A 21,480-nucleotide genomic window follows, 5' to 3' on the forward strand; every position below is an offset into this window, starting at 1 on the left:
TGCGCCCAGCAATGGGTCTTCCAGGTGTTGGTTCGAAGGTCCGTGTCGGTCTCGGGCACCCTCGTTCGTCGGGTTGGTGAAGGACAAGCGGAAAAGGAGACTCCACATGCAGGTCGAGCCGACGATCGTGACCATTGCCCTGCCGATCGCGAACCGCCGGAGGTCGTACGAGTTCTACCGGTCCGGTCTCGGATTCACCACGCCCGGCGATCTGGACCGCGACGGCGTACCCGAGCCGCTGCGCCTCACGCTCGGCGACCGCGTCCGGGTCATGCTGATCCCGAAGGTTGGGTTCGGCTGGGTGCTCAGCGGACGGAAGCAGGCCACGGCTGGGCGGAGCGAGTGCGCCGTGTCGCTCAGCCTGCCGACGCGGGCCGACGTGGACGACCTGCTGGCGCGTGCAGAGCGGGCCGGCGCGGACATCGTACGGCCGTCGGGCGAGCAGGACTGGGGCTACGACGGCGCCTTCGCCGATCCGGACGGCCACGTCTGGCATGTCGCGCTGGCCGGTGAGTTCATGACCTCCTGGCCTTAGGTGGTCCGTAAGGACAGGAGGTGTTGGGTCGTGGGGTAGGGCACCCACGCTTCGAGAGCCTGGTGTGTACACCGTCCCGTCGGTGTACTACCTGTTGATCCGTACGCCTCGAGAGTTGCTGAAGAGGGCCGCGTTGAGGAAGTCGGGTCCGAAGGTGCCACTGCGGCCGGGGTGCACGGCGCGGAGTTCGAGGGGTTCGAGGGCGGTGAAGACGGTTCGGAGGTCGTCCAGGGAGAAGGCCATGCCGCCGTACGTGTCTCCGCTCATCACGATGTCCAGGTCGGCTGGAGTCTCCATGCGTTCGGCGGCGAACGTCACGATGCCGAACCGGCCGCCCTCGCGCACAGTCGGCAGCACGCGGTCGAGGTAGGTGATCCGCCGGTGTGGGGCGATGTGGTGAAAGCAGCCGGAGTCGTACACGACGTCGTACTGCCCGGCCGGCAGGGGATCTCGTAGGACGTCCGTCGCGGTGAGGTTCACCGTGTCGGGCATGCCGGGCCGGACGGACTCGAGGAGCGGCGCGGCGAGGTCGATGCCTTCGACCGTCGCGCCCTGCTGGGCGAACCATCTGCTGTTGCGACCAGAGCCGCAGCCGATGTCGAGTACTCGGGCACCGTCCAGGTCCCCGAGCAACCCGCGCTCGTGCCAGTCGACCAGCGGTTCGTCCGGCAGTTGTGTGGCGAGCGGGTGGCCCGGTCTTGTCAGCATCTCGGTCCAGAACTCGGCCGCCGACGACTGTGATCGATCTCCACGGGCGCTCGCCGCCACGACCTGGTCGAGGATGCTGAGCAACTGTTCGGTCGTGTGTATGCGCGCTCCGTTGACCACTCCGGAATTCTACTGAAAAGCAGATGATCGGAGCGCGTGCGTCGCTTAGAGTCCTGGGTGATGATGCGTTTCTGAAGGCGCGCGCCACGGTGTGGCACTCCGGCATCGACTTCTCTGTCGTGCCGTCTCTTCGAGCTGCCGTGATGTGCGTGCGCCGCGCTTCGACTGTTCTGTCGATCGCGACTCTTCAGGAGCTTCCGCATGTCCGGCACTTACTCGCCGGGGCGCGTCATCACGCCCGGCCTCGATCAGCATGTCACCGACCGTCTCGTACTCCGCACCCTCGATGGCGCCGCGGATCTCCTCATGGAGGAGCTTCGCTCGCTGCCGTCGGTCGACTCGATCCATCAGCTGACCAACGACTCCGTCGAATGCATGGTCGACGGCCGGCTGAGTGAGATCGCTGCTTGTTCTCTCTACTCCACGGTGGCGATCGCCCTCCACGACGACTTCCTGCGCCCACTCGCGCAGTCGGGACAGGACGGCGTACTCGCAACTCTGCCAACCCCCATCGGCTTCCGAGTCGGCTGCGACGATCCGGGAGTCAGGTACGCCGTGATCACCGCGATCGAGCGCGAGCTCGGCTGGATCAATCAGCCTGGCAGTTGGGACGTCAACCTCACCCGAACCGCAGACGGCTCGATCGCGGAGATCGGTCCGCTGTCGTGGATGCGGCGCTTCGGGCGGTTGGAACGGTTGCCGTGGTCAACCACCCCGCTCGTCGCGGAAGTCCTTGTGCGCTTGGCGAAACTTCAGCCGGGTCAACGCATCGTCGACCCGTTCTGCGGCACGGGGACCATCCTTCTCGCCGCACTCCGCCGGCAACCAAGCGGCCGCGTCATCGGGACGGACCGCGACCCGCGGGCACTCGCGATCGCGGACCACAATCGACAACAGCTAGGTGGCCTCGCACAGGCGACAGCAGAAGCCCTCCCGTACGCCGCCGGCACCGTCGATCGGATCATCACCAACCTCCCGTTCGGCAAGCTGGTCGGCACCCACCACGCCAACCGCACCCTCTACGCAGCCGCCCTGTCCGAGATCGATCGAGTCCTCACCACCGACGGTCGCGCCGTACTCCTCACTGAGGACAAACGCCTGCTCCACAAGGCGATCGAGCACCAGAGGGGCCTCAAGCTGGTCCGCCAACGTCTCCTCAGATACAACGGCGCCACTCCCACCGCCTACGTCCTCACCCGGCCGCGGGAGCGGCGCTGAAGCTTAGGCGGCTCTGTCTCTCAGCTCTCGCAGCCTGGAGGCCGTCAGTGTGTCCGGATCCTTGTCGGGCTCCAGCAGGATCACTGTGCAGGTTGCGGCGTGGGTCACGGCGGAGGTGATGCTGCCGTCGCCGAACTGTGCGACTGGTCCGCGCGGCGACCGGCCGAGTGCGATGACGCGGGCGCCGACATCCGTGGCATAGCGGGCCAGTGCGCGGCCGGCGGCGGCATGGTCGCCGACGCTGGTGAGTACCTGCCCGGTCGCGGCGATGTTGTGTGCGGCAAGCCGGTCGAGGTGAGCGACGACGGCCGCGTGGGCCCGCTCGGCGTCCTCGGCATCGAGGGCGACTTCCTCGACGACAGCGGTCTCGCGGACGTGGACGACCTCCAGCGTCGTGCCGGCGTTGCGAGCGAGGAGGGCGGCAGCATCGACGACCGCGGCCGCGTCCTCAGTGGCGGCGACGGCAACGATGACCGGCCGGTGCTCCGCTGAAGGAGCGTCTCCGACCCGCTGCAGCGACGGGAGCACCGGGGACCCCTCGGCCGGGTTCTCCTCCGCCGCGCTGACCAGCCGATGGCCGGTGGCGAGTACGGCGATGGCGAGGAGGAAGGCAAGGCCGCCGAGATAGAACGGGACGCTGAGGTTGGTGGCGTCGGCAAGCTTTCCGGCGGCGAACGGTGCCAGGCCGCCGCCGATGAACCGGACGAAGCCGTACGCCGACGAGGCGACTGGCCGCTCGACCGGCGAGACGAGCATGACCGCCTGCGTGGTCAGCGTGTTGTTGATACCGATGAACGCGCCACTGACGATGACCGCGACGATGACCACCGTCGGTGTGTGGACGCCCGCTGCGATGGCGGCCATGACGATGCCGAGCGCGAACAGGTTGACGTACAGCACCGGCGCCGTACCGAATCTCGCCTGCAGGCGTGGGGCGACGAACACCGAGAACGCGGCGACCAGCAGTCCCCAGCCGGTGAACACGAGGCCGAGCCGGTGGGCGTCGAGCTCCATCGGGTACGGCGCATAGCCGAGCATCGTGAAGAAGCCCCAGTTGTACAGCAGCGCCATCAGTCCCATCGTCAGCAGGCCCCGATGGCGAAGTGCCTTGAGCGGCGCCGCGAGCGATGTCTTGTGGTCGGGCTTCGGAAGCGATGGCACGAAGATGGCGGTGGCCACCAGCGCGATGGCCATCAGCACCGCTACGCCGAAGAACGGCCCACGCCAACTGATGCTGCCCAGCTCGCCGCCGAGCAGCGGTCCGACCGCGATCCCGAGGCCGAGCGCGGTCTCGTACAGGATGATCGCGCCGGCGAAGCCGCCGCTGGCCGAGGCCACGATGACCGCGAGGCTGGTGGAGATGAACAGGGCGTTGCCCAGGCCCCAGCCGGCCCGGAAGCCGACGATGCCACCGATCGAGCCGGACGAACCGGCCAGTGCGGCGAACACCACGATGAGGGTCAGTCCAACGATCAGGGTCCGCTTGGCGCCGAAGCGGCTGGAGAACCAGCCGACCACGAGCATCGCGACCGCGGTCACGACCAGGTAGCTGGTGAACAGCAGCGACACCTGGCTCGGGGTGGCCTGCAGGCTGGAGGCCAACGCGGGCAGGATCGGGTCGACCAGACCGATGCCCATGAACGAGATGACGCAGGCGAACGCGACGGCCCAGACCGCCCGTGGTTGTTTGAACGGGGTGGGGGTCGCCCCGTGGGGTGAAGCCATGGATGGCACTTCCTAACGTGGGGTTGCCGATGTGGTCGGCTGGTCGTCGTCGTACGCCGATTCGACGAGCTGAGTGAGGACGGGGAGGGCGGCGGAGATGGTGGTCTGGTCCTGCGGGTCGAGCCGGTCGAGGAGCTCCTGCAGGACGTCGGCGCGTTCGGCTCGCATGCGTGCCCAGAGATCGAGTCCGGCCTCGGTCGCTTCCACGAGTACGCCGCGTCGATCGCTGGTGCTCGTCGTACGCCGTACCAGGCCCTCACGTTCCATCCGGGTGACCAGTTGGGTCATGCCGGGTTGGGAGATGCGTTGGGCTTGCGCCAGCTCCGTCATTCGCTGTGGTCCCGCACGCCCGAGGCGGCTCAGCGTGGACGAAGCGGCGCTGCTCAAGCCTCCGACGGGGCGAACGAGCTGCACGAGCTGTTCGAGCACCACGAGGAGCTCCATGCCGGAGCCCTCACGATACATAATGGGGTTATGTATCTGCATAACCTCATTATGTATCTGCCCGAGCCTCACCACAAAGTGATCTGAGCCTCACTCGACTGGTTCTGCTCAGCAAGACAGGCTGAGTAGGCGGGTGCCGTTGTCCCAGCAGACGGCGCGTAGCCAGTCGTCGCCGAGATCCAGCGACTCCAGTGCGGAGAGTTGGACGGCGTACTCGTAGGGGATGTTGGGGAAGTCTGTGCCGAGGACGATGCGGTCCTGGAGGTCGGCCAGGCGGGGCGTGAGCTCCCTGGGGAACGGCATGAGGGACTCGGTGAAGGGCGTGAGAGCCATCGTCGTGTCCAGGTGGACGTTCGGGTACGACGTGAGGGCCAGGTGCTCGGCGTACTCGGGCATGCCGAGGTGGGCGATGACCGCGGTCAGGCGCGGGTGCTTGCGCAGTACGTCGCCGAACGGTCCGGGACCCGTATGCCGGCCGGGGATCGGGCCGGATCCACAGTGCACAACCACCGGTACGCCGGCCTCCGCGAGCTGACCCCACACGTCGTCCAGTTCGTCCTCGCGCGGATCGTAATCACCCACCTGGACGTGGACCTTGAAGATCCGCGTCCCCCGTTCGAGCGCCTCGCGCACATAGTCCGCGGCACGCGGCTCGGGATAGAAGGTCCCGCTCGGCGCACATCCGGGCGTCGCCGCGGCAAAGTCCCGGGCCCACGCGTTGAGCCACTCGGCCATGCCCGGCTTGTGCGGATACACCAGCGCGGGGAAGGCCCGAACCCCCAACGTTTCGAGGGTTTTCAGTCGCTCCTCGACCGAGGTCCGGTAGGTGACCGGCCACTCGGTGCCGTAGTGCTGCGGCGCCTGGTCGAAGTACGCCCAGACCGCGTTCATCACCTGATCCGGCAGGAAGTGGACGTGCACATCGACCAGCCCGTCCAGCCCCAGCCGCCGCCACCACGCCGGTACGTCGCTGTCTCGCACCCGCCCAGAGTAAGGCGCTCAGCGCGACCGGGAAGCGACGTACCTCACGTGCAGGCTTTGCAAGAACTACGTACCTACGTACTATCCACAGTGTGGATATGGCTGTGGATAACCGGCTCGCGGAGCTGGAACGGCGGATCGCCGCGCTGGAATCCGCAGCGGACGGGCGGGGTGGAGCCAGGCGGCGGACCTCCGCCGGGCAGGCCGAAGCGACCCGGGCGCTCAGCGAGCTCCGGGCATGGAGTGACTGGTCAGATGTCGCGCCGACACTCGCGGCGCTGGGCAATTCCGTCCGGCTGACCTTGCTGCGCGAGATCGTGCGCGGCCGAGCGACCGTCAGCGCTCTGAGTCAGGTCGACGGTCTTGGCACCAGCGGTCAGATCTACCACCACCTCCGCCACCTGACCGCCGAAGGCTGGCTGCACACCCCCACGCGCGGCACCTTCGCGATCCCGCCGCACCGGGTCACCGCACTCCAGGCGATCCTTGCCGCCCTCGAAGCCGACCAGACCGCTTAGCCGGCCTGGTCGGAGAGCCAGAGGCTGGTCAGGCCCCGGAAATGGGCCATGAACTGGTCCTGCTCGTGCTCGGGGTAGGTGGTGGCGACGGTCGACGTCAGGAGGCGGTCGAAGTCGGGGCCGGCGACCCAGTCGCGGACGCGGGCGTCGAAGTCGGCGAGGTGCTCGGCGCACCACTCGTGGTACTTCGTGGTCTCGAAGTGCTCGTCGGCCAGGGCCAGATAGGCCTCGATTTTCGCGGTGTAGTCGAGCGATTCGTCGTCCGCGATCGCGAAGTACCGCTCGGTCTGCAGGTCGATCGCGCTGCGCCGGCCGGTCGCGAGGGAGAACACCGACCACTTGACCAGCGCGCTGATCGCCCACGGGAAGTAGTAGTGCAGCGAGGTGACCGCCACGTCCGGGCAGGCGTTGGCGTAGTCGATCGGGTGGACCGAGTCGCCCTTCACCAGCATCTCGCAGGAGTTGAACTCCCAGCCGAAGAAGGCGTTCACGATCCGGCTGATCGCCACCGCCTCGTGCCCGGCGGACGGGCTGAGGAAGTCGTGCGAGACGGCGTACCGGTTGTGCATCGGCTCGTCGGGGCGGAAGTCCATCACCATCGTCTCGGCGCCGATCGACAGCGCCCGGGCGAACTTGTCGTACTCGATCGTCGCCTGCAGGTGCATCAGCATCTCGCCGGACTGGTCGTACGCGCGATGCAGGTCGACCTTGTCGTTGATCCGGGACACGCCCCGCCAGCCGCCGCCGTCGAACGGCTTCATGTACAGCGGATAGCCGAGGTCCTCGGCGATGGCGTCCAGGTCGAACGCCTTGTTGTACTGCGCCGACGTGTACGCCCAGCGCACGTTGTCGACCGGGTTCTTGTACGGCACCAGCACGGTCCGCGGGATCTTCAGCCCGAGCCGGAGCATCGCGCAGTACGCCGAATGCTTCTCCATCGACTGGAACGTGAACGGCGAGTTCAGCAGATAGGTGCCGTTCATCAGCGCGGCCTTCTTCAGCCACTCGCGCGGGTGGTAGTACCAGTACGCGAGCCGGTCGATGACCAGCCCGACCCGGACCGGGTCGTTCAGGTCGAACGGCTCGATGGTCAGCCGCCGGGACCCGAACTCGTGCTCGGTCCCGTCGATGGTGACCGGCCCGACCCGCTGCAGCAGCGCCTCGAACGCCCGCGGCCAGTCCTCTTCAGCCCCGAGCAACAACCCGATCAAATGCCGTGAACGATCAGCCACTGAATCTCCTACAGGTCGGTGTCGGGAAAGGAAGGCAAGAAGAAGGGAAGGGGGATCGGTCTCCTAACAGAATCGGGGCAGGTGGTGGGCGAGTTGCTTGCGCCACCAAGGCCAGTCGTGGGCTACGTCGTACCCCCACAGGTCGAACTCATGCGGGATGCCTTTGGCCTTCAGTACGGCGGCGGTCGCGCGGGCGGACGGCAACGACCCGGTCGGGTTCGTCTCCCAGTCGCCCTGACCGACCGTGAGCAGGATGAAGATCCGGGTGCGCAACCACTCCAGGTGGTCACCGTCCAGATTCGGCAGGTAGTCGGCCGGGTTGTTGAAGTAGGTCGCCTCGCCGCGCTCACCCCACGCGTGCCAGCCGGCCGCGTCGTAGTTGCCGGACTGGCAGATCGCGATCGGGAACAGATCGGCCCGTTTGAACGCGAAGTTGAGCGCATGGAACGCGCCCAGGCTGCAGCCGGTGGTGATGATGTCGGCGGTGCCGGGGGAGTCCGCGCCGATCGCCGGGACCACCTGCTCCAGGATCCAGGACTCGTAGAACCCGTGCCGCCGGGCCCGGTCCTCGAGCTGGATGCTGCGGTCCGACCAGCTGACGTGGTCGAAGGAATCGACGCAGTACAGCTTCACCCGGCCGGCCTCGATCAGGTCCGCGACCGCGTCGACCATGCCGTTGTTCTCGTAGTCCCAGGCGCGGCCCTGCTCGCTCGGGAACACCAGCACCGGGCGGCCGAAATGGCCGTACCGGATCAGGGTGCCGCGCCGGTCAAGCCCCGGCGCCTCCAACTCGACCTGCTCCCGCTCCATCTGCCCCACCCCAGCACCGTTGCAGTAGCTCTGTCAGCTCAGGATCCAGCACATCACGCCATGCTGTGAAGTTGTGCATGTCCGGCGTTTCGTCGAACCTCACCTCCAGCCCGAGCTCGGCCAGCTTCGCGGCCATCACCCGGTTGTTGTGGACGTTCTCCTCCGTCGTCCCCGCGGTCATCCCGATCAGCGGCGTACTGGGCGGCGTGGTTGCCGTCAGCACCTGCGCGACGAACCCGGTGACCTCGGCGTAGAACTCGAACCGCGACTCCTGCGGATCCGTGTCGGCGGTGAAGAACGACCCAGACTGCAGGAAAAGCCCGTCGAACGTGCCCGGATGGTGCCATTCCGCGAACAAGGCGGCCAGCGCACCCAGGCTCGCGCCCATCAGCACGGGCCGCCGGCTGCGGTACTGCGTCTCGATCGCGGGCAGCACGTATTGCGTCAGGGCCTCGGCGTACTGCGGATTCGCGGCGTACCAGAGGTTGCGGGTGGTCGGCCGGATCAGCGCGAGCCGGAAAGGCGGCAGCAAGGACCCGGCGACCATCGCGCCGGCGTAGTGGGTCAGACCGGCGTACGCGGCGAACTCGGGACCGTCGTGGGACAAGAGCAGCGGCAGCTCGAACGTCGGTGCGATGCCTTCCGGCGCCCAGACGTGAACGTCGACCTCGCCGACCGGGGTTTCCACACTGAGCGGAGTCAGCGCCGACGCGATCGGTGGGACGGTGATCCACGCGGGCTCGACGTACCCGGGCAGTGGCAGCCAGGAGTGCTCCCCGAACGCCCCGCCGACGACGCGCGGGTTGGTCGGGTCGGTCCGCATCCCCAGGTCGGCGATGTCGAACAGGTACTCCATCCGGCGCACCGACGGCCGGGGCAGCCGCAGCTCCCAGCCGTGGTCCACCTGTTTGAATTCGAGCAGTTCGGCCGCCAGCCCGAGCTCTTGCCACAGCTTCACCCCGGTGAAGGCATGCGAAGGATCGCCGAGGCGGAACACCACCTCGGCCCCTTCGACACCACTCACCACAGCAGGCATCAGACCACCGTACGCCGACTGGCTATTCGTAGTGAGAACGGTGGACAGCGAGGCATAATCGAGGCGTCGCTGGCGCGACGGGGGTTGGCGCGATTCATGGGGAGGCGACCGTGCAGCACGACCCATCGGGGTTCTCGCAGGCCGTGGAGTTCGCGCAACTCGCGTTGACCCTCCACGACGCGGAACATGTCGACGAGACCGTCGAGTCCGTCGTCCGATCCGCCGTGCTTGCGGTCAGGGGTGACGCGGCCGGCCTTGTCCTGAGCCACCGGGGTGGGCGCCTCGAGGTCGCGGCGGTGACCGATCCGGTCGTCGAGACGATCTACCGGCGCCAGCTGGAGACCGGCGAGGATCCGATGCTGGCTGCGGCAGCGGCGGGTCGCCCGCTGCACGTCCCGGATGTGATGACCGATCCGCGCTGGCCGCAGTTGAGCGAAGTACTCAGCGAACTTGGTCTGCGCAGCGTGATCCACGTTCCGATGCTGCTCGGTGGCCGGGGCGCGGGGATCCTCAGTGTGTACGCCGCGCTGCCGAACGCGTTCAGTGCCGACGATGTTGCCGTCACGCACATCCTCGCTCGGCATGCGTCGGTGGCAGTGGCGACGGCACGGCGTCAGGAGAACCTGGCCCAGGCGATCGACGCCCGGAAACTGGTCGGTCAGGCGATGGGCATCCTGATGGAACGGTACGGACTGGACGGCGATCGCGCGTTCGAGGTGCTGAAGCGCTACTCCCAGGACAACCGCACCAAGCTGCGTGATGTCGCGCAGCACCTCATCCAGACCCGGCAACTTCCGACTGGCGAGGCGAAAGATCAGGTCCCACCGTTCACTGCCTGATCGACGATGCCCGCGGCAACCGCGGTGAGTGGGCGGTGCTGGTCGCGGGCCAGGCTGACAAGCCGTTCGAAGGCCTCGTCCACTGAGAGGTCGTGGGTGTAGGCGAGCACGCCCTTGGCCCGCTCGATCACGGTCCGTTCGTCGAGGGCGGCCTGGGTGCGGTCCTGCACGGACCCGGGCACCGCAGGGCCGGCCTGCAGGATCACGACGCACGCGATGTCCGCGAAGGCCTGCGCGACCGGCGTGACATCGGCCGGGGGCTCGTCGGCGAAGAACAGATTGACCGCACCCATCGTCTCGCCCTGCCAGATCATCGGTGCAGCGTGGACCCCGCGGAATCCCGCCGTACGGAACGCGTCGGCGAGCCTGGGCCAGCGGGTCGTCAGGTCGACCGTCCCGCCGGTGATCGGCCGCCCGGACGTCACACAGTCCACTGCCGGTCCCTCGTCGAGTCCTGACTGGTAGAACTCGAGATGCGCGGCCCGGTGATTCGTCGCCGCGAGGAACTCCAGCGAACCGTCCGGTGACGACAGCAGCACGCCTGCCGCGGTGGCATCGACGCAGTCGGCGCAGCCGGCCAGTACTGCCGTCAGAGTGCCGATCACGTCATGATCGGTGACCAGGGTCGCGGCCGCCGCGACCAGTTCACGGACCGCACGTTCGGGCAGTGCCGTTCCAGTGCTCTCGTGAATGGTCATGAATCCCCTCGGAAGTCGAGCCGGCGGTTGACGACCTGCTCGGCGATGTCGGCCAGCGTGGTGTCGTGGGCGTACGCGTGTGCGCGCAGGATGGCGAGCGCATCCTCCGGCGGGATGTGCAACTGGGCGATCACCATCCCCGTCGCCTGGTGCAGTCGTGAGCGGGCCGACCACATCCCCCGGTCGAAGCCGGAGTCCTCATTCGGCACCGGGTCCCGCAGCAGCGCGGCCCCGACCGCGTCGGCCAGGAACTGCGCGGAATCGCCGGACTCCAACGGCTCGGCGGTCGTGAAGTACGTGTTCAGTACGCCGAACGTGTCGGTGGCCGGGCGCATCGGGTACGCGTCGATCCGCAGTACCGTCGTGATCCGCTGCCACGCCGTCCGGCTGAACTCCGGCCAACGGCTGTCGGATTCGGAATGCAACGTCATCGTGACAGCCGAGTTGCCCTGGTACGCCGAGATGCTCGGGCCCTGGCCGATCACGTCCTGGATGTCCTCGAGGTCGGCCGCGACCTGGTCGGTCGCACTGAGCGGCAGCCGCGACGACGTCCCGTCGAGCACTGTGATCCACGCGCCCTGCGCGCCGAGGATCAGCCGGCTCGCCTCGCAGAGCCGGACGGCGAGGTTCTCGTGGGACGCGTTCGCCGCGGCCAGCCTGGCGAGTCTGGCGAGGATCGTGGTCCGATCGGTCATCACGTCTCCCTAACCCCCTTGTTGTCACCCTACTCGTCCGGACCTGCTCAGAACTTGAAAGCCCGGTGAAAGCTTTCCTCGGTAACGTCGGCTCTCACGACTGCGGTTTCTGGAGGGCTCATGGTGGGACTGGACGACATCCGGGCGGTGACGGCGGACCTGCCGCGCAGCTACGAGGTGCTGGTGCGGGACTCGATCAAGTACCGGGTCGGGCAGATCGTCTACCTGGCGGTCGCGCCGGACGAACAGACGATCGGGATCGCGTTCCCCCGCGAGGAACGCGAGGCCGCGCTGGCCGCCGAACCCGACAAGTTCTTCCGCCCGCGCCCGTCCGACGAGCGCTTCCGCTGGATCCAGGTCCGCCTCGACGCCCTCGAGTACGACGAACTCCGCGAACTGATCCTGGATGCCTGGGCCATGGTCGTACCCAAGAAAGTCCAGGCCGAATACTTCGCACGGTAGTCATTCAGGGGCCTACGGCAACCATCTCATCCTCTGGTAGGAGCTGGCTGCGTCCCCGGGCCTACTGACGTCGCGCCAGAACCGTCCCGACGACCGATGGGTGGGGCGGTTCCTCCCGGCAGCCTGGAAGCATGACCGGAGACTTCCTACCCCACCGCCGCCAAGCGTCGGCCCGAGCCCAGCTACTGGCCATCCTCATCGTGATCGCCATCGCCGCACTCGGCATCTACCTGTTCACGTAGGAACTCCCCCGCCCGGTCGACCGATCATCGAGTCGTGGATTTGGTTCGGGTGTTGCGTGATTTCGGCGCGAGGATCCACGACTCGGCAGCCGCCGAGACGCTGTGAGCCCGCCGCATTCAGTCGGCCGGTAGCAAACGGATGGTCAGGTAGCTGAGGATCTCGTCTCTGGCCTCGACGGTCGGGTGTCCGTCCTCGTCGACGAGATGAGCGGTCACCACGCTGTGGGGTGTCTCGACGACCTCGCGGAAGAACGGCGGCGGGTCGGTCTTCGCGCAGCCGCCAGGAAGGACGCGACCGTCGAAGGCGTCGCCGAGGAGTGCTCGGTACGCCGCGAAGCGTTGGCCGGTGCACCAGCGGTCATTGTCGAACCTGTACGCCAGAACGCTCAGCCCATCCCGGTCGACGCGGTCCCGGATCGCACGCGCGTCCTCGTCGCTCAGCTCGAGCCCGGCCGGGTCGTCCAGCGGCAGGGACGGGTGGTTGACCACCGGCGCGATCACGGCCGGCTCGAGCGCCATGGTGAGGGCGAAGTTGCCGGTGAAGCACAGACCGATCGCGCCAACGCCGGGACCGCCGCACTCGCCATGTGCCTGCCGGGCGAGCCCACGCAGCCAGACGGTGACCCGGCTCGTCCCACCCCCGGCGAACGCGCGGAACTCCGCACTGACGCAGGCGCGACGAACAACCTCCGAACCACCGTCGGCCGTGGGATAGGCGCCGTCGACCCCGAAGAGCGACGGGACGTAGACGGTGAAGCCGGCGTCCCGAACCCACCGAGCCAACCGAAGTACGTCCGGGCTGATGCCGGGCATCTCCGGCATCACGACCACGGCCGGCCCGGACCCCGCGACGTACACCGTCTTCACCACCCCCTCGACCTCGATGAGTTGGCGGGAGAAGTCCGCGATCTCGTCGTCACGTGTGCTCATGCCGACAGCGTGGTGCCAGGAACCGTCGGCCGACGAGCGGCCAGATCGCCATAGTTGGAGGTAATCTCGCCACGAGCAGTGAGGAGCCTGGAGATGGGTGTACTGCGGGTCGGTGTGCTGGCGTATCCGCGATGCTTCGCGTCCGAGGTGTACGGCGTACCCGATCTGCTGACCATGGCCACCCACCTCGGCGGGTCTGACGGGATCGGCTACGACGTGTCGATCATGTCGCCGCGCCGTCAGGTCACCGCCTCGGGTGGTGCGAGGCTGGCGGTCTCCGCGGTCCGTGACGTCGACGTTCTCGTCGTACCAGGGTTCGAGCTCTCGCCGGGCCTTCTCCTGGACACGACGCTCGCGCCGCTCGCCCCGGAACTCGCCGTGATCCGCTCACATGTTGCCACCGGCAACGCGGTCGTCTCGATCTGTGTCGGGGCGTTCCTGCTTGCGGAGGCAGGTCTGCTGACCGGCCGCCGGGCGACGACCTCGTGGGTCTTCGCAGACGAACTGGCCCGCCGCTGCCCCGATGCCGATGTCTGCGCCGAGGAGTTGGTCATCACCGACAGCGGGGTGACGACGACCGGGTCGTTCAGCGCCATGTACGACTTCGCGCTCGGCCTGATCCGGGAACACAGCGGTACCTTCGTGGCGAGGGCGACCGCGAGACTTGCGCTCGTCGACGATGCGCGGTCCTCACAGACGCCGTACGTCGACACCCGGCTACTGCCGCGGGCCGGAAGCGAGTTCTCGCGAGAAGTCATGCGCCACCTCGACCAGAACCTGGGTGACCGTTACGACCTCACAGCCCTGGCCGCCACCTTCAGAGTCAGCACCCGCACTCTGCTCAGGCGCTTCGCGGACGAGACCCACCAGAGCCCCCTCGACTACCTCCAGGCGTCGCGCGTCTCCCGCGCCCGCCACCTCCTGGAAACCACAGACCGAACCATCGCCAGCATCTCCACCACAGTCGGCTACAAGAATCCCGGGACCTTCGCCGCGCTCTTCACCAAGCACACAGGCCAACCCCCCAGCACCTACAGAACATCCTTCCGCCGATCGGATCAATCCCAGCGGACTTCAGCCTCGCCCGGCCGGACCACCCCGGCTTCGTAGGCGACGACGACCGCCTGGACCCGGCTGGAGAGGCCCAGTTTGGAGAGGACGCTGCTGACGTGGGTCTTCACCGTGGTCTCGCTGACGAACAGCTTCGTGGCGAGGTCGCGGTTGGACAGCCCGCGCGCCATCCACACCAGGATCTCCCGCTCCCGCTCGCTCAGCTGCCCAAGCGACCCAGTCCACCGACCATCCGGTTGCGCCGGCGCGGGCTCCGCCGCACCACCCCCGACCTGCCGCTCCAGCTCCATGCACCGCTCGAGCAGCACGCGGGTCGACGCCGGATCGACCAGCGAGTCCCCACGATGTACCGCCCGCACAGCCGACACCAACAGATCCGGATCCGTGTCCTTCAACAGGAACCCGGACGCCCCAGCCCGGACCGCGCTCAGCACATACGCCTCGTCGTCGAACGTCGTCAGCACCAGGACCGCAGGACGCGACCGACCAGCCGCCTTGTTGGCCGTCGTGATCCGTTCGGTGGCGACGAGTCCGTCCATCACCGGCATCCGGATGTCCATGAGTACGACGTCCGGGTCGTACTGGTCGACGAGCCGGAGCGCCTCTTCGCCGTCGCCGGCCTGGGCGACCGTGGTGAGATCTGGTTCGTGGTCCAGGATCATCGCCAGGCCCATCCGGATCACGCCCTGGTCGTCGACAACCAGGATCCGGATCGGACTGGTGTCCGGTCCGGTCAGTTCTGCGGCGGCAGCCATGCCTGCACCCTCCATCCACCCAGTGGGCCGGCCGCGACGGCCAGTGTGCCGCCGACCGCTGTGGCCCGTTCCCGCATCCCGATCAGTCCGTTGCCGCGGCCGCTTTCGCTCCGCCGGGCGGACTCCAGCACGTTCACCGGCGGTGGTCCGCCGCTGCCGTTGTCGTCGATGGTCAGCAGTTCGCCCTGCGGTCCACTCTGCCAGGTGACCCGGGCCGCGGTCGCCTTCGCGTGCACCATGACGTTGGTCAACGCCTCCTGGATGATCCGGACCGCGGTCAGGTCGGTGGCCGAGGTCAGCTGCCGCTGCCGCGGCGGCAGGCTCATCGACACGTCGATGCCGACCGCCTTCAGCCGCTCGCCCATCCGCGCGACGTCGGACAGATCAGGTACGGGCGCGGTCCCGCCACCCGAGTCCGGCGACGCCCCGACCGCGTTCGGTGAGGCTGTGTTGAGTACCCGGACCGTCTCCCGCATCGCGGTCAGCGCTTCCTTGCCGCTGGCAATGATCCAGCGAATCGCCTCCCGCAGTACTTCGGGTCGCTGGTCGGCCACTCGTTCGGCCGCCTGGGCCCGGATCACCACCGCACTGACGTGATGGGAGATGACGTCGTGCAGGTCGCGAGCGATCCGGGTCCGCTCGGCGACCGCGGCCCGCTCGGCCTCGACCGCGCGCAGCCGGATCAGCTCGGCGTTGCGCTGCTGCAGCAGGGCGACATTCTTGCGCCGTCGCTGCGCGTCCGCGCCGAGCAGCACCATGCCGCAGATCAGCGCCTCGGCGAACACGAACAGCGACACGTCGATGTAGCTGTAGAGGCTGGCCAGGTCCGTGGGCAGGTTCTGGTAGCGGTCGCCCCTCAGGATGTCCCGGTTCGCATGCCCGAGCACGATGGCGACCACGGTCGGCAGTCCGATCATCAGCCCGGCCAGGCTGCCCATTGTGAAGAACAGGCAGGTGAACCGCCGTACGCCGCTCGACGCGGCCAGGTACCCGACGACGAGCAGCGGGACCAGGTGGATCTCGGACTGCAGCGCGGCGTCGCTGATCTCGGGCTGGCCGAAGACCCTGATCCCGACCTGCGCGGCCAGGCCGGTGCCGACCGCGGCGTACAGGAACGGGTACAGCACCGAGACGACCACGAGCGTCGTCCGCGGAATCCGCCGTACGCACGCGACCGTGGCGACGAGGAAGACGCCGGTGACGACGGACACGGCCGGGTTCTGCGGGCGCAGGCCGCTGTCGTTGATCAGGTTCAGCACCCCGAACCAGACCACGCCGATGATCGCAGCGAGCAGCACATCCTGCTGCACCTGCGACATCCGGCGCCAAACACTCCACATGTCGCCCAGCGTAGTCAGCTCGTGTTCGCCAAGGCTTCATCTGCCCGGAGGGGCAGCCTCTCCAACTTTTGGAGGAGGCTCGGCGTCCGAATTGATACTCAGGGGCTACTTCCGGGATGTGAGGACGGTCCCTGGGGCCGATGTGGCGACCGCGCCTGATCCGAGAGGCTGTACCCCATGACGAACGACATGCCACCGCGCCGGACCGGCTCGGACCGGCTGCGGTTGCTGTCCGTGACGGGAGCAGGCGTTGCGGTGCTGGCGGTCGGGTCGTTGGTGCTGTGGCACGCGCAACTGGGGGAGATGCTCGGTCTGGCCGCGGACAAGGAGCCGGTCATCTCCACCGTGAACGCTCCGGCGAACTCCGCTCCGCCGACCACGCTGGTCACCGAGACGCCGACGCCACCGCCTACCCGGCCGTCGACTCACGAGACCACCCCGGTCAAGCCGCCCACGAAGACCGCGAAGCCGGAGAAGTCGGCCACGACCATGCCGAAGTACGGCGAGGAGAGCATCAACGGGCTGTCGCTGACGCTGCGGACGCGGCTGAAGAAGGCGATGACGGCCGCGAAGGCCGACGGCGTCACGATCAGAATCACCTCGGGCCGGCGCAGTACCTCCAAGCAGCAGCGGCTGTTGAACGAGGCGATCAAGAAGTACGGCTCGTACAAGGCTGCGACGCACTGGGTGCTGCCGCCCAAGTACTCCGCTCATGTGAAGGGCAAGGCCGTGGACATCGGCCCTGCGGCCGCCATGACCTGGCTGAACAAGAACGGCTGGCGGTACGGCGTCTGCCGCCGCTACGACAACGAACCCTGGCATTTCGAGGCGCTCACAACGCCTGGGAAGAAGTGCCCGCCGCGCGAACCGTACGGCGTGGCCGGGCCCAGCTAGGCCGACTGATCCGACAACCCCGAACAGGAGCCGACCATGACCATGACTTTTGCCCAGCCGATGCCCCGGCGCTACACCCGGGCCCGGCTCGCTGTCCCCGCGCTCTGGCGGCAGGTGATCCGTGCCAGTGAGAAGGAAGACGTGGCGATCGTGCCCGAACCGGATCGGTCGGCGTACACACAGTTGGAGATCTACGACGGCGTACTGGCCGCGTTCGAGCGCCGCGACGAGGTGGCCGACGTACTGCACGCCTCCACCGACCGGGTGATCGCCGTCCAGCGGCTGCGGGAGGAGTTCGGGTTGAGCCACCTGCAGGCGACCGCGTTGCTCGATCTGCCGCTGACGAACGAGTGCCGGGACCGCATTTCCCACCGTGCAACCGAGCTCCGTACTGCCCTGAACCGCTGACCCGCGCCAGGCGCGCGGCTCGCGCGAACCTGCGGGGTTTGCCTGGCGTGGGGAGGATAGAAGGGTGATCACGATTGAGCAGGCTGGGCGACTGCGCAAGGCCGGGGTGCTGTGGGCACCCGCGGCAGGGGATCGTTTCGTCGTACCGGACCGGGAGATGGACGACGACGTGTTCGTGGTGAGCGACATGACCGTCGAGGTGCACGACTACCAGGGCAGCAAGGTGATCGGCTTCAACGGCACCACCGAGTGGGCCCTGGACAGCATCGAGCAGCGTGAGGTCGTCTGGCTGCCGCGCGAGGAACAGTTGCGCGCTCTCCTGGGCGAGCACTTCCGCAAGCTCGAGGCGGTCCCCGACGGGTACGCCGTCGAGTTGACCGACAGCGTGCACCGGGCGGACGACGCCGAGCAGGCGTACGCCGCCGCTGTCATCCACCTCCTCGGCGCCTGAATCACCGCGGCTGAATCACCGCGGCATGGCCGGCCGCCAGTACTGCTTCTTGTCGCGGTCCTTCACCGTGTAGCCGAGCTTCGCCACCTCGCCGCGCAGCTCGCGCAGATCCGCCTTGCCCTTGTCGCCCTGGTCGAACCCCTTGGCCCGCACCTTCAGTACGGCGTTGACCGCCGGCGGCAGGTCGGGCTCGTCCTCGACCCAGCGACGGAACCGGTCCGCGTGCGGATCGCCCGCGTCAGACCAGGGATACCCATGGGCGCGGAAGACGGCCGGGATCTGCCGCGCGTCGGACTTCAGCTGATCGTGCTTCTCCCGCGCCAGCTCGCGCGAGGTCGAGTCCTGCAGCACGAGCTCCTTGCCGTCCAGGAACGCGACCGCCACCTGTTCCCGTGGCACGGTCACCGTCTTCTGGTTCTTGGCGAACTCCACCGACCGGTTGGTGACGGTGACCTTCAGCGTGTCCTCGAGCGCCATCCCGGCCAGGATCACGCCGGCCACTAGGCCGATCACGATGCAGACCGCGATCACCCACCAGCCGTCCCATCCCGAGATCAGCGTCAGCGGCCCCTGGAACGGCACCCAGTCCTGCCGCGCCGCCCAGTCCGCGATCCGCGGCAGGAAGAAGCCGAGCACCAGTCCGATCAGGGGCAGTCCACCGAACAGCACCACCTTGTCGGTGGTCGAGTGCCCGATCACCGTCCGGTCCGGTGTCCGTGTGGTCGACTCCATGGCCCGAACGTAGCGCAGCGGTCCGGAACTTTAGTATCGAATCACAACGACCGAAGGAGGCCGGGTGGCTGACGGGATCTGGTTGCGGTTTCTGAGTGGTCCGGAGATCGACTCGCTCGGGCTGACCAGGCTGGAGATCGTGGACGCGGTCGAGGAGGCGGTCCGCGAACACGGCGAAGGCCGGACCAGCTTCGAACCGCGCGTGCACCTGATGCCCGACAACGGCGGGATCGGCCACTTCAACATCCTGCGCGGGCATCTGGACGGCCTCGGCGAGCACGGCATCAGCGGCGTGAAGGTGGTCGGTGACTTCGTCCCGAACTACCAGAAGGGTCTGCCCAGCGAGCTGGCGATGGCGACGCTGTTCGACCCGACGACCGGCGTACCGCTCGCGGTCCTGGACGCGACGATGGTCACCGCGGCGCGGACCGGCGCCATGACCACGGTCGGCGCCCGCCACCTGGCCCGGCGGGACAGCAAGATTCTCGCCCACGCCGGCGCCCGCGGGACGGCGTGGTGGAACGTGACGATGCTCGACGACCTCTTCGAGCTGGACGAGATCCGGGTGACGTCGCGGCGGCCGGAATCGCGGGAGAGGTTCGCGGCCGAGCTGTCCGCGGAGCTGTCCACGCCGGTGCGGGTGGTGGCGACGGCCGAGGAGGCGTTCGACGGCGCCGACGTCCTGGTCGAGGCGACCCGGCTGACCGAGCCCGAACCGTTGCTCCGCACGGCCGCCGTGAAGCCCGGCGCTTTCGTCGTACCGTACGGGACGATCAGCGCGGTCGAGCTCGACCTGCTCGACGTGATGGACAAGGTCGTCGTCGACGACTGGCGCGAGGCCCAGTCCGGCCGGTTCGGAGCGTTGCGCCGGCACGTGGACACCGGCCGGCTGTCGCCGCAGACCCTGTACGCCGAGCTCGGGCAGATCGTCGCGGGTCAGAAGCCGGGCCGCGAGAACGATGCCGAGCGCAACCTTTTCTGGCATCGCGGCCTGTCCCTGCTGGACGTCGCGATCGCGCACCTGATCCTGCGCAAGGCCGAGGCCGCTGACGTCGGCACGATGCTCCGGTTCCATTGACATGCTGATGACATGCTGATCAACCAGCCGTCGGACCTCGACCCCGCGAGTCCCGAACCGATCACCATCGCGCAGCCGCTGCTCGATCGCCTGGCCGCGATCCGTGCAGACCTCCTCGCCGCACTTGCCTCCGGCGAAGCCGTGTACGGCGTCAGCACAGGGATGGGCAACCTGAGCAGGCGCCGGCTCACCGAGGACGAGCAACGCGTGCATCAACGCAACCTGCTGCTCGGCCGGGCGGTCGGCGGACCTCCCTGGCTCCCGCCCGACGAGGCCCGCGCCGTTCTGATCGGCCGGCTGCGCACGTTCCTCACCGGTGACGCCGGGGTCTCGGTCGAGCTGATCCAGCAGTTGGTTGCCATGATCAACAGCGGACGAGTTCCCGAGATCCCTGCCGAAGGAGCGGGTTCGGCCGGCGAGATCATTCCGCTGGCCCACGCGTTCGGTTCGTTCGAGGTGGGTCCCAAGGAGGGGATCTCCCTGCTTGCGGGCGTGCCGGGTGCGACCGGGAGGGCTGCTCTGCAGGCCAAGCGTGCACACCGTCTCGCCGACCACCTGACAGCAGTCGGCGCCGGGGCGATTGCGGTGATCGGGGCGAACCGTGCGCCGTACCACCCGGCGCTGGGCCGGGGTGATGACGTCCTGGCAGCCGAGTTCGCGCGGTTCCGCGAGCTGGCCGGTCCGGAGCCCGAGCCCCGAGCGCTCCAAGCGCCGGTGTCATTCCGCGTTGCAGGGCAAGTTGTCGCACACGTCCGGCGGTCAATCAGCCAGTTGGATGAAGCCGTCGACCGTGCGTTCACCGGCGTCACCGACTCACCGGCGTACCTCGATGGCGAATTCATCGGCACGGCCGGCTTTCACGGGATCGACCTGACGGCGTACTGCGACCACCTGACCGCGGCCCTCGCGCACGCGGCCGAGGTCTCCGCGGCGCGACTGCACCGCCTGCTCGACCCAGCCGTCACCGGACTCCAGGCCCAGCTCGCGCACGAGCCGGGTCCACAGGCCGGCATGGTCGCCGTCCACAAACGCGCGGTCGCCACCACCCACCTGCTCCGCCGCCTGACGTTGCCCTCAGCAATCAGTACGGCGGAGACGTCGAACGGCCAGGAGGACGTGCAGACCTTCTCCTGGGAGGCGGTCGGCACCCTCGCGGAAGCCGTCCGGCTGACCCGCGAAGTCACCGCCTGCGAGCTCCTTGCCGTGCATCAAGCCTTCGCCTTGTCGAAGCGCCCGATCCCGGTCGGCCTCCGTGACCTCCATCAGGCGGTGGCGGACGTCGTACCGCCGATCGAGGCGGATCGCCCGTTCGGTGAGGACCTGACCAGACTGCTGGAGTCCGTGCTCCAGCTCTGACCGGCCACCGCCTTCTGCTTCCTCTGGAGCGAATGGTCTAAGTGGGTAAGCCTGACCTGACTTCTCAGCGACTCGGCCATGGGTTGATCGAAAAATCCAGCGCGACACGCGGACGGTTCGCAAGCCGCAAGTAGCCTGCGGTGGGTTTGTGTCGTTGGCCACTGTGCGGGCGGGGATTCTGAACGAAGAGCCGACCCGACCA

General features: G+C 68.0%; 24 protein-coding genes. 11 read left to right on the forward strand and 13 right to left on the reverse strand.

The features are described from left to right. The first annotated feature begins 106 nt into the window (after positions 1-106). Complete coding sequence (locus tag AB0I34_RS11240; protein WP_360443150.1) at positions 107-535, forward strand: VOC family protein; 429 nt, start codon at positions 107-109, stop codon at positions 533-535. Between the two features lie 87 nt (positions 536-622). Here the strand turns inward: AB0I34_RS11240 and AB0I34_RS11245 are convergent, their stop codons facing one another. Beyond that, positions 623-1,363 carry a class I SAM-dependent methyltransferase gene (locus tag AB0I34_RS11245; RefSeq protein ID WP_360443153.1) on the reverse strand — a complete coding sequence of 247 codons (741 nt, stop codon included), beginning with the start codon at positions 1,361-1,363 and terminating at the stop codon, positions 623-625. A gap of 201 nt (positions 1,364-1,564) precedes the next feature. Here AB0I34_RS11245 and AB0I34_RS11250 point away from each other — a divergent pair, with 201 nt between their 5' ends. After that, positions 1,565-2,581 (forward strand): methyltransferase domain-containing protein, encoded by a 1,017-nt coding sequence (locus AB0I34_RS11250; protein WP_360443156.1) that lies wholly within the window; start codon positions 1,565-1,567, stop codon positions 2,579-2,581. A 3-nt stretch (positions 2,582-2,584) separates the two neighbouring features. Here the strand turns inward: AB0I34_RS11250 and AB0I34_RS11255 are convergent, their stop codons facing one another. The 3 genes from AB0I34_RS11255 to AB0I34_RS11265 form a co-directional block, all read right to left on the reverse strand. Continuing rightward, positions 2,585-4,306: an MFS transporter gene (locus AB0I34_RS11255; RefSeq protein ID WP_360443159.1), complete on the reverse strand. Its 1,722-nt coding sequence runs from the start codon at positions 4,304-4,306 to the stop codon at positions 2,585-2,587. Positions 4,307-4,318: 12 nt separating this feature from the next. Further along, positions 4,319-4,792 (reverse strand): MarR family transcriptional regulator, encoded by a 474-nt coding sequence (locus tag AB0I34_RS11260; protein WP_360443162.1) that lies wholly within the window; start codon positions 4,790-4,792, stop codon positions 4,319-4,321. 66 nt (positions 4,793-4,858) lie between these two features. Next, positions 4,859-5,731 carry an amidohydrolase family protein gene (locus AB0I34_RS11265; protein WP_360443165.1) on the reverse strand — a complete coding sequence of 291 codons (873 nt, stop codon included), beginning with the start codon at positions 5,729-5,731 and terminating at the stop codon, positions 4,859-4,861. 98 nt (positions 5,732-5,829) lie between these two features. Between AB0I34_RS11265 and AB0I34_RS11270 the strand changes: the two genes are divergently transcribed. After that, positions 5,830-6,249 (forward strand): ArsR family transcriptional regulator, encoded by a 420-nt coding sequence (locus tag AB0I34_RS11270; protein ID WP_360443168.1) that lies wholly within the window; start codon positions 5,830-5,832, stop codon positions 6,247-6,249. On the opposite strand, the gene AB0I34_RS11275 is transcribed toward AB0I34_RS11270, so the two are convergent. The 3 genes from AB0I34_RS11275 to AB0I34_RS11285 form a co-directional block, all read right to left on the reverse strand. Beyond that, a complete protein-coding gene (locus tag AB0I34_RS11275; RefSeq protein WP_360443171.1) occupies positions 6,246-7,481 on the reverse strand; it encodes a hypothetical protein in 1,236 nt (411 codons plus the stop codon). The genes AB0I34_RS11270 and AB0I34_RS11275 overlap by 4 nt on opposite strands. Positions 7,482-7,544: 63 nt before the next feature. Further along, complete coding sequence (locus AB0I34_RS11280; protein ID WP_360443174.1) at positions 7,545-8,291, reverse strand: alpha/beta hydrolase-fold protein; 747 nt, start codon at positions 8,289-8,291, stop codon at positions 7,545-7,547. Then, positions 8,251-9,327, reverse strand: a complete 1,077-nt coding sequence (locus AB0I34_RS11285) for an alpha/beta hydrolase-fold protein (protein ID WP_360443176.1) — start codon at positions 9,325-9,327, stop codon at positions 8,251-8,253. Before AB0I34_RS11285 ends, AB0I34_RS11280 begins: the two co-directional genes overlap by 41 nt. A gap of 110 nt (positions 9,328-9,437) precedes the next feature. On the opposite strand from AB0I34_RS11285, the gene AB0I34_RS11290 reads away from it, so the two are divergent. Then, positions 9,438-10,166: a GAF and ANTAR domain-containing protein gene (locus tag AB0I34_RS11290; protein ID WP_360443179.1), complete on the forward strand. Its 729-nt coding sequence runs from the start codon at positions 9,438-9,440 to the stop codon at positions 10,164-10,166. Here the strand turns inward: AB0I34_RS11290 and AB0I34_RS11295 are convergent. Together AB0I34_RS11295 and AB0I34_RS11300 are read right to left on the reverse strand one after the other, a co-directional pair. After that, entirely contained in the window at positions 10,142-10,864 is a 723-nt protein-coding gene (locus AB0I34_RS11295; RefSeq protein ID WP_360443182.1) for a GAF and ANTAR domain-containing protein, read from the reverse strand. The two genes, AB0I34_RS11290 and AB0I34_RS11295, sit on opposite strands and share 25 nt — an antisense overlap. Next, positions 10,861-11,559, reverse strand: a complete 699-nt coding sequence (locus AB0I34_RS11300; protein ID WP_360443185.1) for an ANTAR domain-containing protein — start codon at positions 11,557-11,559, stop codon at positions 10,861-10,863. Before AB0I34_RS11300 ends, AB0I34_RS11295 begins: the two co-directional genes overlap by 4 nt. 120 nt (positions 11,560-11,679) lie before the next feature. Between AB0I34_RS11300 and AB0I34_RS11305 the strand changes: the two genes are divergently transcribed. Next, positions 11,680-12,021 carry an MmcQ/YjbR family DNA-binding protein gene (locus tag AB0I34_RS11305; RefSeq protein WP_360443188.1) on the forward strand — a complete coding sequence of 114 codons (342 nt, stop codon included), beginning with the start codon at positions 11,680-11,682 and terminating at the stop codon, positions 12,019-12,021. 359 nt (positions 12,022-12,380) lie between these two features. Here AB0I34_RS11305 and AB0I34_RS11310 read toward each other — a convergent pair whose 3' ends face one another. Then, on the reverse strand, positions 12,381-13,193 hold the full coding sequence (locus AB0I34_RS11310) for a dienelactone hydrolase family protein (protein WP_360443191.1): 813 nt from the start codon (positions 13,191-13,193) through the stop codon (positions 12,381-12,383). 93 nt (positions 13,194-13,286) lie between these two features. Here AB0I34_RS11310 and AB0I34_RS11315 point away from each other — a divergent pair, with 93 nt between their 5' ends. Then, positions 13,287-14,303 (forward strand): helix-turn-helix domain-containing protein, encoded by a 1,017-nt coding sequence (locus AB0I34_RS11315; RefSeq protein ID WP_360443194.1) that lies wholly within the window; start codon positions 13,287-13,289, stop codon positions 14,301-14,303. Here the strand turns inward: AB0I34_RS11315 and AB0I34_RS11320 are convergent. Together AB0I34_RS11320 and AB0I34_RS11325 are read right to left on the reverse strand one after the other, a co-directional pair. Further along, positions 14,252-15,019 (reverse strand): response regulator transcription factor, encoded by a 768-nt coding sequence (locus tag AB0I34_RS11320; protein ID WP_360443197.1) that lies wholly within the window; start codon positions 15,017-15,019, stop codon positions 14,252-14,254. The two genes, AB0I34_RS11315 and AB0I34_RS11320, sit on opposite strands and share 52 nt — an antisense overlap. Continuing rightward, positions 14,998-16,359: a histidine kinase gene (locus AB0I34_RS11325; protein ID WP_360443200.1), complete on the reverse strand. Its 1,362-nt coding sequence runs from the start codon at positions 16,357-16,359 to the stop codon at positions 14,998-15,000. Before AB0I34_RS11325 ends, AB0I34_RS11320 begins: the two co-directional genes overlap by 22 nt. Positions 16,360-16,536: 177 nt before the next feature. Here AB0I34_RS11325 and AB0I34_RS11330 point away from each other — a divergent pair, with 177 nt between their 5' ends. From AB0I34_RS11330 to AB0I34_RS11340, 3 genes are all read left to right on the forward strand, one after another. Continuing rightward, complete coding sequence (locus AB0I34_RS11330; protein ID WP_360443203.1) at positions 16,537-17,253, forward strand: M15 family metallopeptidase; 717 nt, start codon at positions 16,537-16,539, stop codon at positions 17,251-17,253. A gap of 36 nt (positions 17,254-17,289) precedes the next feature. Beyond that, complete coding sequence (locus tag AB0I34_RS11335) at positions 17,290-17,661, forward strand: hypothetical protein (protein WP_360443206.1); 372 nt, start codon at positions 17,290-17,292, stop codon at positions 17,659-17,661. Positions 17,662-17,725: 64 nt separating this feature from the next. Further along, positions 17,726-18,112: a pilus assembly protein CpaE gene (locus tag AB0I34_RS11340; RefSeq protein ID WP_360443208.1), complete on the forward strand. Its 387-nt coding sequence runs from the start codon at positions 17,726-17,728 to the stop codon at positions 18,110-18,112. A 15-nt stretch (positions 18,113-18,127) separates the two neighbouring features. On the opposite strand, the gene AB0I34_RS11345 is transcribed toward AB0I34_RS11340, so the two are convergent. Continuing rightward, positions 18,128-18,844, reverse strand: coding sequence for a hypothetical protein (locus AB0I34_RS11345; RefSeq protein ID WP_360443211.1), 717 nt, complete (start codon positions 18,842-18,844; stop codon positions 18,128-18,130). Positions 18,845-18,908: 64 nt separating this feature from the next. Here AB0I34_RS11345 and AB0I34_RS11350 point away from each other — a divergent pair, with 64 nt between their 5' ends. Both AB0I34_RS11350 and AB0I34_RS11355 read left to right on the forward strand, forming a co-directional pair. After that, on the forward strand, positions 18,909-19,922 hold the full coding sequence (locus AB0I34_RS11350) for an ornithine cyclodeaminase family protein (protein WP_360443214.1): 1,014 nt from the start codon (positions 18,909-18,911) through the stop codon (positions 19,920-19,922). A gap of 12 nt (positions 19,923-19,934) precedes the next feature. After that, a complete protein-coding gene (locus AB0I34_RS11355) occupies positions 19,935-21,278 on the forward strand; it encodes an aromatic amino acid lyase (RefSeq protein WP_360443217.1) in 1,344 nt (447 codons plus the stop codon). Positions 21,279-21,480 lie beyond the last annotated feature (202 nt).

This window comes from Kribbella sp. NPDC050281 (assembly GCF_040655855.1).
In the GTDB taxonomy this organism is placed as follows: Bacteria; Actinomycetota; Actinomycetes; order Propionibacteriales; family Kribbellaceae; genus Kribbella.

Coding starts and splice junctions, on each gene's coding strand:
- AB0I34_RS11240 (WP_360443150.1), top strand. CDS start 107: ATGCAGGTCGAGCCGACGATCGTGACCATTGCCCTGCCGATCGCGAAC.
- AB0I34_RS11250 (WP_360443156.1), top strand. CDS start 1,565: ATGTCCGGCACTTACTCGCCGGGGCGCGTCATCACGCCCGGCCTCGAT.
- AB0I34_RS11255 (WP_360443159.1), bottom strand. CDS start 4,306: ATGGCTTCACCCCACGGGGCGACCCCCACCCCGTTCAAACAACCACGG.
- AB0I34_RS11260 (WP_360443162.1), bottom strand. CDS start 4,792: ATGCAGATACATAACCCCATTATGTATCGTGAGGGCTCCGGCATGGAG.
- AB0I34_RS11270 (WP_360443168.1), top strand. CDS start 5,830: ATGGCTGTGGATAACCGGCTCGCGGAGCTGGAACGGCGGATCGCCGCG.
- AB0I34_RS11280 (WP_360443174.1), bottom strand. CDS start 8,291: ATGGAGCGGGAGCAGGTCGAGTTGGAGGCGCCGGGGCTTGACCGGCGC.
- AB0I34_RS11285 (WP_360443176.1), bottom strand. CDS start 9,327: ATGCCTGCTGTGGTGAGTGGTGTCGAAGGGGCCGAGGTGGTGTTCCGC.
- AB0I34_RS11295 (WP_360443182.1), bottom strand. CDS start 10,864: ATGACCATTCACGAGAGCACTGGAACGGCACTGCCCGAACGTGCGGTC.
- AB0I34_RS11300 (WP_360443185.1), bottom strand. CDS start 11,559: ATGACCGATCGGACCACGATCCTCGCCAGACTCGCCAGGCTGGCCGCG.
- AB0I34_RS11305 (WP_360443188.1), top strand. CDS start 11,680: ATGGTGGGACTGGACGACATCCGGGCGGTGACGGCGGACCTGCCGCGC.
- AB0I34_RS11310 (WP_360443191.1), bottom strand. CDS start 13,193: ATGAGCACACGTGACGACGAGATCGCGGACTTCTCCCGCCAACTCATC.
- AB0I34_RS11315 (WP_360443194.1), top strand. CDS start 13,287: ATGGGTGTACTGCGGGTCGGTGTGCTGGCGTATCCGCGATGCTTCGCG.
- AB0I34_RS11320 (WP_360443197.1), bottom strand. CDS start 15,019: ATGGCTGCCGCCGCAGAACTGACCGGACCGGACACCAGTCCGATCCGG.
- AB0I34_RS11325 (WP_360443200.1), bottom strand. CDS start 16,359: ATGTGGAGTGTTTGGCGCCGGATGTCGCAGGTGCAGCAGGATGTGCTG.
- AB0I34_RS11330 (WP_360443203.1), top strand. CDS start 16,537: ATGACGAACGACATGCCACCGCGCCGGACCGGCTCGGACCGGCTGCGG.
- AB0I34_RS11335 (WP_360443206.1), top strand. CDS start 17,290: ATGACCATGACTTTTGCCCAGCCGATGCCCCGGCGCTACACCCGGGCC.
- AB0I34_RS11345 (WP_360443211.1), bottom strand. CDS start 18,844: ATGGAGTCGACCACACGGACACCGGACCGGACGGTGATCGGGCACTCG.
- AB0I34_RS11355 (WP_360443217.1), top strand. CDS start 19,935: ATGCTGATCAACCAGCCGTCGGACCTCGACCCCGCGAGTCCCGAACCG.